Below are 13,117 nucleotides of genomic sequence, written 5' to 3'. Positions count from 1 at the left end.
CGGGGCATGGTGCCACCGGACACGGGGGCGGGGCACGCGACACAGGCGCAAGGCACGGACACCAGAGCGCGGAAGCACGGGGCGCGCGAAGAACAGTGCGCGAGGGCACGGCGAGCAGCGACCGACTGGTGCGTGGAAGAGCGAGGCCCGTATGCGCCCCCGCGAGATGCGTGCGGGGGCGGACGCGGGGGACAAGGCACGGAGTCGGAAACGTGCGGGGGCGTGGGCGAGCAGAGCGGAGACGCGTCGGGTCAGGACGCATCGTGTAGAGAGGCAGACAGGTGGGTGTACGGAGGTGAGCCGCAAACGGAAAGCGGGGCGCCCCGTCATGGGGCGCCCCGCTTCGCGGTGGGCTTGGGTCAGGCGACCGGGCGGACCACGATCCGGCGGGCCGGCTCGACGCCCTCGGACTCGCTCTCCACGCCGGGGAGGGCGTTGATGACGTCGTGGACGCACTTGCGCTCGAAGGCGCTCATCGGCTCCAGGCGGACGGCCTCGCCGTACTCCTTCACCTTCTCGGCGGCGTTCTTGGCGATCGCGCCGAGCTCCTTGCGGCGCAAGGCCCGGTAGCCGCCGACGTCGAGGAGGAGACGGCTGGGGGAGCCCGTCTGCCGGAAGACCGCGAGGCGGCTCAGCTCCTGCAGTGCCTCGAGGGTGGCGCCGCGCTGGCCGACGAGTGCCTGGAGGCGGCGGCCGGAGCCGTCGCCGCCCTCGACGACCTCGACGACGGGGCGGCCGCTGACGACGAGCTCGTCGATGTCGCCGTCGTAGTCGAGGATGTCGAGGAGGCCTTCGACGTAGTCGGCCGCGATCTCGCTCTCCCGGAACAGGTCGGCCGCGGCACGGCCGTTGCTGCCGCCGGAAGCCTTCGCCGATTCGCCGTCGCTGGAGTCGGCGTCCTCGTCGGCCTCGTCCGTGTCGTCGGCGTCCTCGATCTCGTCGAGGTTGGCGTCCTGATCCGCAGCGTCGTCCTCGGTGCCGCGCGCGTCGAGATCACTGGTGGTGTCGGTCACGAAACTCATCTCCGCTTGTTTGGGGCGCCGAGGCGCCGTCACAGGTCGTCGGTGAGGGGTGGTGGTGCACAGGGAGCGCCGCTCGCCGGCCCGGGGAGGGGTGGGCCGGCGGGGTCGCATCAACCCGACTGCCGCTTCGCGGCGCCACCCTTCTTCGGGTTGATCGGCTTGGCGCCGGGCTTCGGGGCAAGGGCCTTGCCGTTGGCCTGGGCCTGCTTGGCGGCGGCCGCCGCGGCCTGCTGCGCCGCTGCCTCGTCCTTGGCCTTGCTGAGCATCGAGCGGAGGCCGCCGGCCGGCTTCGCCGCGGGGGCGCCGCCCTTGGTCAGCGAGGGGCCGCCCTTGCTCTTGTACGGGGTCGTGTTGGCGGTCGCGCTCGCCGGCGGCGGGTACTTGTGCAGAACCCAGTACTGCTGGCCGAGGGTGATCGCGTTGTTGGTGACCCAGTAGATGATGACGCCGATGGGGAAGTACCAGCCGGAGGTGAGGGTGAAGAACGGGATGCCGTAGAGCATGAACTTCTGGATCATGCGCTGCTGCGGGTCGCTGTTCCACCCGGTCTTCATAATCATCTGACGCTGGGTCAGGTAGGTCGTGGTGATCATCAGCGCGACGAGGATCGCGGCCACGATCTTCACGGTGGTCGAGTTGGCCTCGATCTTCGCGAGGTCGGCGGCGCTGCTGCTGAACTTGGCGACGATCGGGGCGTCGAAGAGCCGGGCGTCGACGGCGCCCATGAACTCGGGGATGCTCCAGCCGTACAGCTCCATCTGGTGGTTGGAGGTGCCGGGCTTCAGGTGGCGGAGCACGTGCAGGAGGCCGATGAAGACCGGGATCTGCAGGAACATCGGAAGGCAGCCCATGAGCGGGTTGACCTTCTCCTCCTGGTAGAGCTTCATGACCTCCTTCTGGAGGGTCTCCCGGTCGCCCTTGTGCTTCTCCTGCAGCTCCTTCATCTTCGGCTGGATCGCCTGCATCGCACGCTGCGACTTGATCTGCTTCACGAAGATCGGGAACAGCACGACCCGGACCGTGATCACCAGGAACACGATCGCGAGAACCCATTGCCAGTTGGTGCCGAGCGTGCGGTGGTCGGGCATGACCTTGTCCCACACGGTGTGCCAGAACAGCATCACCTGCGAGATCAGCCAGTAGATCCCGCCCATCAGCTTGCTAATCACGACACTGCTCCAGTCACGTCGACTCGGGCTCGGGCGAGGCTCCCCGGCGCGGAGGCACCGGATCGAACCCACCGGGGTGGAATGGGTGGCAGCGCAGCAGCCGCCAGATCGCGAGACCGATTCCCCGGATCGCGCCGTGAGTGCCGACCGCCTCCAGGGCATAAGCGCTGCACGACGGGTAGAACCGACAACGCGCCGGCAACGCCGGGCTTATCCAACGACGGTACGCGACGATGGGAGCGGCAACGACCCGGGCTCCGACGTTCATCGACGTCCCTCCCGGCTTCTGGGGCGGCGCGCGGCCGCCAGGGCCGCCTCGAGGTCGCGGCCCAGGTCTTCGTAGCTTGCTGTCGCCGAGGGGGGTAGCGCCCTGACGACGACCATGGCCGCCGGGGGGAGGTCGGCCAGGTGCGGCCGGACCAGGTGCCGGAGCCGGCGTTTCACCAGGTTGCGGACGACGGCGTTGCCGACCGCCTTGGAGACCACGAACCCGGCCCGCGCCGGCTGGACCGCGTCGGCCGATGCCTCGCCTGTACTGCCGGCGACTTCACGATCAAGGACAGCGTCAGACACGACGAAGCCGGCGCGCGCAGACGGTTGATCTGCTGGCGCCGGCTCGACAGTCGACTGCAGGAAATGCACCACGAGGGCTCCGCGACCGGCGCGGCGACCGTTGCGAATGGTGGCGGCGAAGTCTTCCCGCCGCCGCAGACGCTGAGCGGCCGCCAGCACGCTGCCTCCCGGAGGACCCGCGTCGGTCAGGCCGACAGGCGGTCGCGCCCCTTGGCGCGGCGCGCCGACAGGATCGCGCGGCCGGCCCGGGTGCGCATGCGCAGCCGGAAACCGTGGGTCTTCGCGCGCCGGCGGTTGTTCGGCTGGAAGGTGCGCTTGCTCACGTCGGGCTCCGTCTTCGTAGCGGCGTAGGGCTGGTCACTGGAGTTTATCAGGGAAAGCTTCCCCAGCCGAACCAGGGTACGCGCGGCCCTACAGACCGTCAACGATGCCACGGATCGGCCCGAAATCCACAGGTTACTTGTGGACAACGGTTGAGTGGTTGTGGACAACGCTGTTAACGTGCCCGGTTGCCGGTAGACACCGCGACGACCGGCGACGGGGCACAAAGGACTTTCCGCCACTAATCGGATGCGCCACAGGGGGCATGGCACCGCATCCGACCTGCAGAACCTCCGCCACGGGGGCACGACAGCCGCCAACTCGGCACGGGGCGAGGGGGAATCAGGACGATCCGTCCACGGCACATGACTCGTTGATACACAGGTTGTGGAAAACCTGTGGACAATGGGACCCGGGACGGGCGGAACTTCCGGCGCACGGTCCACTCGCGGTGGGGGGCGACGATGGGGGTGCGCGAACGGTGACTGACACCGACCTCGCAGCTGTATGGCATGCGGCAACGGACGAGCTCGCAGACGAGATCGTCTCGGCGCAGCAGCGTGCCTATCTGCGGCTGACGAGGCTACGGGCCATCGTCGAGGACACCGCGCTGCTCTCCGTGCCTGACGCGTTCACCCGCGACGTCATCGAGTCGCGCCTCCGGCCGGTCATCACCGAGGCGCTGTCGCGGCTGCTCGGCCGGGCCATCCAGGTCGCCGTCACGGTCCGCCCCCCGGAGGACGCGCCGCCGCTGCCGGCCCCGTCCGCCTCGCACTGGTCCAACGGCACCGCCGGCCAGCTGGCGGACACGGCTTCGGCACCGCAGTATCCACAGTCGCAGTACCAGCCGCCGCCGCAGCCGTCCTACGAGCAGGACCGGCTGATCCAGGACCGCATGCTCCCGGACCGGCCGAACCAGGACCGGCCGAGCTATGAGCAGGCCCGGCCGGGGTACGAACACGACCGGCCGGGCTACGAGCAGGACCGGCGGGCACACGAGCCGCAGGATCGGCGGGCACACGAACCGCAGGACCAGCGGCCCCAGAGCGACCGCCTGTTCGATCTCCCGTCCGACACCCCCTCCAAGGGCACGACCGGTTGGTCGCCGGCGGAACGCACGGAGCACTCCGGCACCGCCTTCGAGGCCGCCCGCGACGAACGCCTGCGCCGCTCGCCGCTGCAGGACGAGGAGCCCCTGCCGCCCCGCCCGCCGTCCAACCCCGGCACCGGCCGCGAGGACCGCCGCAGCGCACAGACCCCCGCGGGCGACTCCGCCGGCAACCGGCTCAACCCGAAGTACACGTTCGAGACGTTCGTCATCGGCTCCTCGAACCGCTTCGCCCACGCCGCGTCGGTCGCGGTCGCCGAGTCGCCGGCCAAGGCGTACAACCCGCTGTTCATCTACGGCGGCTCCGGGCTCGGCAAGACGCACCTGCTCCACGCGATCGGCCAGTACGCCACGATGCTCGGCAACGCCCGCTTCGTGCGCTACGTGTCGACGGAGGAGTTCACCAACGACTTCATCAACTCGCTGCGTGACGACAAGACGCAGGCGTTCCAGCGGCGGTACCGCGACGTCGACATCCTCCTGATCGACGACATCCAGTTCCTGGAGACGCGCGAGCGGACGCAGGAGGAGTTCTTCCACACCTTCAACACCCTCCACAACGCCAACAAGCAGATCGTGATCAGCTCCGACCGCTCGCCGCGGCAGCTGGCGACGCTCGAGGACCGGCTGCGGACGAGGTTCGAGTGGGGCCTGCTCGCCGACATCCAGCCGCCGGACCTGGAGACCCGGATCGCGATCCTGCAGAAGAAGGCGGCGCAGGAGCGGCTGTTCGCGCCGCCGGACGTGCTGGAGTTCATCGCGTCGCGGGTCGCGTCGTCGATCCGCGAGCTGGAGGGCGCGCTGATCCGCGTCACCGCGTTCGCCAACCTGACCCGCGCGCCCGTCGAGCTCGGCCTCGCCGAGGAGGTGCTGCGCGACTTCATCCCCGACGGCTCCGGGCCCGAGATCACCGCGGACCAGATCATGGCGTCGACCGCGGACTACTTCGGCGTCAGCCTGGAGGACCTGCGCGGGCACAGCCGGTCGCGCGTGCTCGTCAACGCGCGCCAGGTCGCCATGTACCTGTGCCGCGAGCTGACCGATCTCTCCCTGCCACGGATCGGCCAGGCGTTCGGCGGCCGCGACCACACCACCGTCATGCACGCCGACCGAAAGATCCGCCAGCAGATGGCCGAACGGCGCTCGCTCTACAACCAGATCGCCGAGCTGACCAACCGCATCAAGCAGACGACGTAGGGGCCGACGTCCCGCAGAGGGCCGGATGGGCGCGTGACGGCGCCGGTCCGGCCCTTCTGTTTGCGGTCGCGGCAGGTGTACGACTGCCGCCCACCGCCCTGTCCGCGACCCCGATCGGCGGGGTGGACGGGCTGTGCACAACCGCCGACCTGAGTGGTGCTCACAAACAGCCTGTGGACAACATTGTGAGTTCCCTAGCGAGACCGAGTCGATTTGCGAAGAATGCACTGTCCACCGACGTTGCGCACAGCCTGTGGACAACGCGCGTTATCCACTGTTTCCACAGGCCTCCGACCTGGGATCCAGGCGCTTATGGCAATAAGTTGTCCACAGCGTCGTCCCCAGGTTGCCCACAGCTTGTGGGCATATACCCCCGAGGGGTTTGCCGGAGTTATCCACACATTTTGTCCACAGAACCTGTGGATAACTTCGTTTGTGCCAACTCTTCGCCACGCTGGGTGTTCGAGTGCTCACAAGTGACGGGACAGCTACGGACTGCACACAAGGTCCGTCCACAGTCTGTGGATAACTCCTGGGGAGAGCGTGTGGAAGACGTGTGGACACATCCGAAGAGTGACCGAATCATCGACAGAACGTGAACACGGCTCGAGACGAGTTATCCCCAGATGGTGGAGGAACCCTGTGGATTCCCGGTGGATAGCCGGTGGACAACGCCTGTGGATGACCGCTTATCCACAATCCACAACTTTGTACACAGAGGGTTATGCACAGCTCATACCCAGAGACATAACCCCGCTGAGCTGCTAAAACAGGGGTTGTCCACAGAATCCACACCACCTATGACTACGAAGTAAATCTCTTTAAAAGAGAGAAAAAAGCAATCATCAGCAAGTGGAAAAGTCTCGGGCTGGAATTTTGGTGGGGTCGGTGCACGGCACCGCCGGGGAAGCCCTAAGGTTCGATGCAGCACCACGCTTGAGACGAGACGACGCGGGAGGACCGCGATGAAGTTCCGAGTCGAGCGCGACGCGCTCGCCGATGCCGTCGCCTGGACAGCCAAGAGTCTGCCCAGCCGCCCTTCTGTGCCGGTGCTTGCCGGTGTTCTGCTCAGAGTCGGTGACGGCCGCCTGCAGGTGTCCGGCTTCGACTACGAGGTGTCCAGCCAGGTGACCGTCGAGGTCCAGGCCGACGCCGACGGCGCGACGCTCGTCTCCGGGCGCCTGCTCGCCGAGATCACCAAGTCGCTGCCCGCCAAGCCCGTCGACGTCGCCGCCGTCGGGTCGCACGTCGAGATCACGTGTGGCAGTGCCCGGTTCACGCTGCCGACGATGCCCGTCGAGGACTATCCGACGCTTCCGGAGATGCCCGAGCTGGCTGGCACCGTCGACGCGGCCACCTTCGCCGGTGCCGTCTCGCAGGTGGCGATCGCCGCCGGCCGCGACGACACGCTGCCGATGCTCACCGGCGTGCGGGTCGAGCTCGAGGGCACCAAGCTGACGCTGCTCGCCACCGACCGCTACCGCCTCGCCGTGCGCGAGCTGGAGTGGCGGCCCGACGAGCCCGACGTCAGCCTCGCCGCCCTCGTGCCGGCGCGCACCCTCGACGACACCGCGAAGACGCTCGGGCCGACCGGTGGCTCGGTCTCCGTCGCGCTGTCGCGGGGCAAGATCGGCGAGGGCATGATCGGCTTCGCCGGCGGCACCCGGCGCACCACGTCCCGGCTGCTCGACGGCGACTTCCCGAAGGTGCGGGCGCTGCTGCCCGACACGCACAACGCCCAGGCCCGCATCCGGGTCTCCGCGCTCAACGAGGTGGTCCGGCGCGTCGGCCTGGTCGCCGAGCGGTCCACCCCGGTGCGCCTGTCCTTCAGCGCCGACGGTCTCGTGGTCGAGGCCAGCGGCAGCGAGGACGCGCGGGCCAGCGAGGCGATGGACTGCACCTATGAGGGCGAGCCGATGACCATCGCCTTCAACCACCAATACCTGCTCGACGGCCTCAAGGCGCTCGACGCCCCGATCGCCGTGCTGTCGTTCACTGACCCGAAGAAGCCTGCGGTCATGTCTCCGGCCAAGGATGATGGAGAAATCATCCCTGGATACTGGTACTTGATCATGCCGGTTCGCATCGGCAGCTGAGTTTCGGAGGCACCAGACATGCAGCTCGGTCTCATCGGCTTGGGCAGGATGGGCTTCAACATGCGCGAGCGGCTGCGCGCCGCCGGGCATGAGGTCATCGGCTACGACCACCACCCAGACGTCACCGACGTGTCGTCGCTCAGCGAGCTGGTCGACAAGCTCGCCGCGCCCCGCGTCGTGTGGATCATGGTCCCGGTGCAGTACACGGAGCCGACCATCGACGAGCTCTCCGGTCTGCTGTCTCCCGGTGACATCGTCATCGACGGCGGCAACTCGCGCTTCAGCAACGACCGCCCCCGGGCCGAGCGGCTCGCCACCAAGGGCCTCGGCTACCTCGACGTCGGCGTCTCCGGCGGCGTCTGGGGCCGGACCAATGGCTATGCGCTGATGGTCGGCGGCGAGAAGAAGCACGTCGAGCACTGCATGCCGATCTTCGAAGGGCTCAAGCCCGAGGGCGAGTTCGGCTTCGCGCACGCGGGCGGCGTCGGCGCCGGTCACTACGCGAAGATGGTCCACAACGGCATCGAGTACGGCATGATGCACGCCTATGCCGAAGGCTACGAGCTGCTCGAGGCCTCCGAATACGTCGAGAACATCCCCGAGGTGTTCAAGTCGTGGCGGGCCGGCTCGGTCGTGCAGTCGTGGCTGCTGGACCTGATGGACCGGGCCCTCGACGAGGACCCCAACCTCGACGGCCTGCGGGGCTACGCCGACGACACCGGTGAGGGCCGCTGGACGGTCGAGGAGGCCATCCGGCTGGCCGTGCCGATGAACGTGATCGCGGCGTCGCTGTTCGCCCGGTTCGCCTCCCGGCAGGACGACTCGCCGGCCATGAAGGCGGTCGCCGCGCTGCGCAACCAGTTCGGCGGTCACGCGGTCAAGAAGGGCTGAGTTTGTACGTCCGCGGTCTCGAGCTCGTCGACTTCCGCAGTTACGAGCGGGTCGTCGTCGAGTTCGGGCCCGGGGCGTGCGTGCTCGTCGGGCCCAATGGTGTGGGCAAGACCAACCTGGTCGAGGCCCTCGCGTATGTGGCCAGCCTCGAGTCCCACCGGGTCGCGACCGACGCGCCGCTGGTGCGCTTCGGCACGAGCCGCGCGGTGGTCCGCTGCGCCATCGTCCACGAGGAGCGCGAGCTGCTCGTCGAGCTGTCGATCGAGCCCGGCAAGGCCAACAAGGCGCGACTGGGCCGGTCGCCGGTGGCCCGCACCCGCGACATCCTCGGCGCGCTGAAGCTGGTCCTGTTCGCGCCGGAGGATCTGTCGCTGATCCGCGGTGACCCGGGCGAGCGCCGCCGGATGCTGGACGAGCTGCTGGTCACCCGGCAGCCGCGGTTCGCCGGCGTGCGCTCCGACTACGACCGGGTGCTCAAGCAGCGCAACGCGCTGCTGCGCAGCGCCTACCTGGCCCGCAAGACCGGCGGCAGCCGCGGCGGCGACCTGTCGACCCTCGACGTGTGGGACAGCCACCTGGCCCAGCACGGCGCCCAGCTGGTCCGGGCGCGGCTCGACCTCGTCGCCGCGCTCGCGCCGCACGTCGCCAAGGCATACGCGGCGGTCAGCGCCAGCCGGTCCGACGCCCGCATCGCCTACAGCCCGTCGTTCCCGCTGCCGGTACAGGGGGAAACGGCACAGGGGGAGATCGAGCAGGCGCTGCTGGTGGCGCTCGGGGAGGCCCGCAAGCAGGAGGTCGAGCGGGGGGTGACCCTGGTCGGCCCGCACCGCGACGAGCTGACGCTGACGCTCGGCGACCTGCCGGCGAAGGGGTACGCCAGCCACGGGGAGTCCTGGTCCTACGCCCTCGCGCTGCGGCTGGCGGCCTACGATCTGCTGCGGGACGACGCGGTGGAGCCGGTGCTGGTGCTCGACGACGTGTTCGCCGAGCTCGACGTGGGCCGCCGCGAGCGGCTCGCCGAGCTCGTCAGCGGCGCGAGCCAGGTCATCGTCACGTGTGCCGTCGACGACGACGTGCCCCGCGCGCTCCGAGGCGCGCGCTACGAGGTTGGCGGAGGCGAGGTGCGACGTGGCTGACACCGGTGGCGGCCCCGGCGGAGACCCCCGGACGGGCGCCGGCGACAAGAGCGGGCCGGAGCTGGCCCGGGCGGCGGTCGAGGCGGCCCTCGCCAAGCGGAAGGCGCAGCCGCGGCGCAAGGCCGTGCCCGAGGGCGGCGGCGACTCGCGGCGGCGGCGCGGGTACACCGGACCGGGGCCCGACCCGAGGGACCCGCAGTTGTTCGGCGCGCTCCTGGGGCGGGTCGTGAAGGCGCGGGGGTGGCAGCGGCCGGCGGCCGAGGCGACCGTGTTCGGCGAGTGGGAGCGGGTCGTCGGCGCCGACGTGGCGGCCCACTGCCGGCCGATCAAGCTGGAGGACGGGGAGCTGACCGTCGAGGCGGAGTCCACGGCGTGGGCGACGCAGCTGCGGATGCTCTCCGGCCGGCTCATCGCGCGCATCGCGGGTGAGGTCGGTCACAACGTCGTGAAGAAGCTGCACATCCACGGTCCGTCGACGCCCTCGTGGAGCCGCGGGCCCATGCGGGTGCGCGGGCGAGGTCCGCGCGACACCTACGGCTGACCGACCGCCACGCGGACCCGACCCTCGGCCCGATGGGCTACGGGTGTCGGGCCCGCTGAGTCCGTACAGATGCCGCAAACGCCGAATCTAGAAGTCGGCGTATACGGCGAATCCGCGGTTGGCGCAGCGCCGGTAGAACTTCGCGAGCACGTCCAGCTCGGCGATCGTGTAGCTCCACTGCGGAGCGTCGCCGGTGTCGTCACGCAGCGCGTCGAGGCGGCTCTGCAGCCAGCGCAGCTGCTGCTCGGCGAGGCGGGAGCCTTCGAGGGCCCGGCGCAGCACCGTGCTCACCGTCTCGAACGTGATCTCGTCGCCGAACTCCTGATGCCCGTTGACGAAGCGCTCGAGCCCGCCGGCGATCCAGGCGCAGTCGTCCGGGCTGATCACCGGATCCTCGTCCTCGGCGGCCGCATCGGTGGCGAACAGCACACCGTTGAGCCCGAAGAGCAGGTCCACCAACTCCGTATAACCGGTGACGCGCACCGTGCCGGTCTTCGCCACATGGTCCGCCAGTGCCGCGGCCGGCCCCGCGTGCAGCGGCAGCTTCTCTGCCAGCTCGGCGAAGTCGACGAACTCGGCCGGCGCCACCGGGTCGTAGAACCGTCCGGTGCGCGGCCACTGCACGGCGACGTTGTCCAACCCCATCGCGGACCCCTCGCTCTCACACTTGCCCCGCCCCCGCGGCGGGGAACATACGGCACGAACGGCCGCTTGCGCGACCCCCGCAGGTGCCGAACCCGGCGACAGCATCCCAGCGCTCGCCGTGCCGCCCGTCATCGCCCGTCCGGACCCCTCCCGCGTAGGGGGACCTTCGCCCCGTACCGTTCGGGCCGCTACGACGACTACAGGCGCCGTCCCGATGCGAAAATGTCGCAGGGGCACAGTAGGATTGCGGGCAGAGAGCGAAGGCTCTGAGAACCAGCCGACACATCCCCGCGTGCACGCGTCCGCGGTGTCGGCCCGCCGGTGGTCACGGCGCCCGTTCGGTGGGGCGCAGGCCACTTGCGTGCCCGCATCCGCGACCGTAGTGCTCGCACGACTCCGCACGAGACCCGGGGCGCCCTCCAGCGCGGCCGGCCAGTGCGAGAAAGCGACCGAGGGTGGTAGCAAACAAGCCCGAAGGCCAATACGACTCCTCCGCGATCACCGTCCTCGAAGGGCTCGAGGCGGTCCGCAAGCGCCCAGGCATGTACATCGGCTCGACCGGCGAGCGCGGCCTGCACCACCTGGTGTGGGAGGTCGTGGACAACGCCGTCGACGAGGCCCTGGCGGGCTTCTGCGACACCATCGAGGTCACGATCCTCGAAGGTGGCGGGGTCCGGGTCGTGGACAACGGTCGTGGCATCCCGGTCGACATCCACCCGAAGGAGCAGCGCCCGACCGTCGAGGTCGTCCTGACCGTGCTGCACGCCGGCGGGAAGTTCGACGGCAAGGCATATGCGGTCTCCGGCGGTCTGCACGGCGTCGGCATCTCGGTCGTCAACGCGCTGTCCACGCGCATCGACCTGGAGATCCACAAGGACGGGTTCGTCTGGCGGCAGGTGTACCGCAACTCGGTGCCCGACCCGCTGCAGAAGGGCGAGGCGACCGACCGCACCGGCACCAGCGTGACGTTCTTCCCCGACGGCGCGATCTTCGAGACTCTCGAGTTCAACTACGAGACGGTCTACCGGCGCATCCAGGAGTACGCGTTCCTCAACCGCGGGCTGAAGATCGCGCTGCGCGACGAGCGCACCGACGCGCCCGAGGAGAAGCGGGAGGTCGTCTTCTGCTACGAGAACGGCATCGCCGACTTCGTCCGCCACCTCAACGCGACCAAGACGCCGATCCACCGCTCGGTGGTGGAGTTCGGCTCCGACGGCGAGGGCATCTCCGTCGAGATCGCCATGCAGTGGAACGAGTCGTATGGCGAGAGCGTCTACACGTTCGCCAACACGATCAACACGCATGAGGGCGGCACCCACGAGGAGGGCTTCCGCAGCGCGCTGACCTCCGTCGTCAACAAGTACGGCGCGGACAAGAAGCTGCTCAAGGGCGACGAGAAGCTCACCGGTGAGGACATCCGCGAGGGCCTGGCCGCGATCATCTCGATCAAGCTGACCAACCCGCAGTTCGAGGGCCAGACGAAGACCAAGCTCGGCAACACCGAGGCCCGCAGCTTCGTGCAGAAGGTGTGCAACGAGTGGCTGGTCGACTGGTTCGACCGCAACCCGGCCGAGGTCAAGACCATCATCACGAAGGCGTCCCAGGCCGCCCGTGCGCGCCTGGCCGCCTCGCAGGCGCGCAAGCTGGCCCGGCGCAAGTCGCTGCTGGAGTCCGGCTCGATGCCCGGCAAGCTGGCCGACTGCCAGTCCAACGACCCCCGGGTCTCCGAGCTGTTCATCGTCGAGGGTGACTCCGCCGGCGGCTCGGCCAAGCAGGGGCGCGACCCGCGGGTCCAGGCGATCCTGCCGATCCGCGGCAAGATCCTCAACGTCGAGAAGGCGCGTATCGACCGCGTCCTCAAGAACAACGAGGTCCAGGCGCTGATCACGGCGCTGGGCACCGGCATCCACGACGAGTTCGACATCGAGAAGCTGCGCTACCACAAGCTGATCCTGATGGCCGACGCCGACGTCGACGGCCAGCACATCCAGACGCTGCTGCTGACGCTGGTGTTCCGGTTCATGCGCCCGCTGATCGAGCTCGGCCACGTGTATCTCGCGGCGCCCCCGCTGTACAAGATCAAGTGGAACAAGAAGGGCGACGACGCGCAGTACGCGTACACCGACCGTGAGCGCGACGGCCTGATCACGCTGCGCCAGCAGAGCAAGCCCAACGCGAAGCCCGACGACATCCAGCGGTTCAAGGGTCTCGGTGAGATGAACTACCCCGAGCTGTGGGAAACGACGATGAACCCGGCGACCCGCATGCTCCGTCAGGTGACATTGGACGACGCTGCAACCGCGGACGAGCTCTTCAGCGTCCTGATGGGCGAAGACGTGGAAGCACGCCGCTCGTTCATCCAGCGCAACGCTAAAGACGTCCGGTTCCTCGACATCTGACCGTCGACACCGAGAAAAG

General features: G+C 69.0%; 11 protein-coding genes and 1 pseudogene. 6 read left to right on the top strand and 6 right to left on the bottom strand.

Annotated features, from left to right (window positions below; translation table 11 throughout):
* Window positions 1-359 precede the first annotated feature (359 nt).
* The 5 genes and pseudogenes from ABD332_RS39520 to rpmH form a co-directional block, all read right to left on the bottom strand.
* The gene (locus ABD332_RS39520; protein WP_344508501.1) at window positions 360-1,022 is read right to left on the bottom strand and encodes a Jag family protein; all 663 of its coding nucleotides are present in this window, start codon (window positions 1,020-1,022) and stop codon (window positions 360-362) included.
* A gap of 110 nt (window positions 1,023-1,132) precedes the next feature.
* Window positions 1,133-2,176, bottom strand: a complete 1,044-nt coding sequence (gene yidC / locus ABD332_RS39515) for a membrane protein insertase YidC (protein ID WP_344508614.1) — start codon at window positions 2,174-2,176, stop codon at window positions 1,133-1,135.
* Window positions 2,177-2,187: 11 nt separating this feature from the next.
* Window positions 2,188-2,459: pseudogene (yidD, locus tag ABD332_RS39510) on the bottom strand (membrane protein insertion efficiency factor YidD).
* Window positions 2,456-2,923 (bottom strand): ribonuclease P protein component, encoded by a 468-nt coding sequence (gene rnpA, locus ABD332_RS39505; RefSeq protein ID WP_344508499.1) that lies wholly within the window; start codon window positions 2,921-2,923, stop codon window positions 2,456-2,458. Before rnpA ends, yidD begins: the two are co-directional and overlap by 4 nt.
* A 26-nt stretch (window positions 2,924-2,949) precedes the next feature.
* Window positions 2,950-3,087, bottom strand: a complete 138-nt coding sequence (rpmH, locus tag ABD332_RS39500; RefSeq protein WP_033360019.1) for a 50S ribosomal protein L34 — start codon at window positions 3,085-3,087, stop codon at window positions 2,950-2,952.
* A gap of 479 nt (window positions 3,088-3,566) precedes the next feature.
* Between rpmH and dnaA the strand changes: the two genes are divergently transcribed.
* The 5 genes from dnaA (at window position 3,567) to ABD332_RS39475 (ending at window position 10,054) form a co-directional block, all read left to right on the top strand.
* Window positions 3,567-5,390 (top strand): chromosomal replication initiator protein DnaA, encoded by a 1,824-nt coding sequence (dnaA, locus tag ABD332_RS39495; RefSeq protein ID WP_344508497.1) that lies wholly within the window; start codon window positions 3,567-3,569, stop codon window positions 5,388-5,390.
* 965 nt (window positions 5,391-6,355) lie between these two features.
* A complete protein-coding gene (dnaN, locus tag ABD332_RS39490; protein ID WP_344508495.1) occupies window positions 6,356-7,486 on the top strand; it encodes a DNA polymerase III subunit beta in 1,131 nt (376 codons plus the stop codon).
* Window positions 7,487-7,504: 18 nt separating this feature from the next.
* Window positions 7,505-8,377 carry a phosphogluconate dehydrogenase (NAD(+)-dependent, decarboxylating) gene (gnd, locus tag ABD332_RS39485; RefSeq protein ID WP_344508493.1) on the top strand — a complete coding sequence of 291 codons (873 nt, stop codon included), beginning with the start codon at window positions 7,505-7,507 and terminating at the stop codon, window positions 8,375-8,377.
* A 2-nt stretch (window positions 8,378-8,379) separates the two neighbouring features.
* Window positions 8,380-9,513, top strand: coding sequence for a DNA replication/repair protein RecF (recF, locus tag ABD332_RS39480; protein WP_344508491.1), 1,134 nt, complete (start codon window positions 8,380-8,382; stop codon window positions 9,511-9,513).
* Window positions 9,506-10,054 carry a DciA family protein gene (locus tag ABD332_RS39475; protein WP_344508489.1) on the top strand — a complete coding sequence of 183 codons (549 nt, stop codon included), beginning with the start codon at window positions 9,506-9,508 and terminating at the stop codon, window positions 10,052-10,054. The genes recF and ABD332_RS39475 overlap by 8 nt, the downstream gene beginning before the upstream one ends.
* Window positions 10,055-10,141: 87 nt before the next feature.
* Here ABD332_RS39475 and ABD332_RS39470 read toward each other — a convergent pair whose 3' ends face one another.
* Window positions 10,142-10,699, bottom strand: coding sequence for a hypothetical protein (locus ABD332_RS39470; protein ID WP_344508487.1), 558 nt, complete (start codon window positions 10,697-10,699; stop codon window positions 10,142-10,144).
* A gap of 455 nt (window positions 10,700-11,154) precedes the next feature.
* Between ABD332_RS39470 and gyrB the strand changes: the two genes are divergently transcribed.
* Entirely contained in the window at window positions 11,155-13,098 is a 1,944-nt protein-coding gene (gene gyrB, locus ABD332_RS39465) for a DNA topoisomerase (ATP-hydrolyzing) subunit B (RefSeq protein WP_344508485.1), read from the top strand.
* Window positions 13,099-13,117: the final 19 nt, after the last annotated feature.

The sequence above is a fragment of the Dactylosporangium maewongense genome, from assembly GCF_039531485.1.
Lineage (GTDB): Bacteria > Actinomycetota > Actinomycetes > Mycobacteriales > Micromonosporaceae > Dactylosporangium > Dactylosporangium maewongense.
This window is presented reverse-complemented; position numbering and strand designations above follow the sequence as displayed.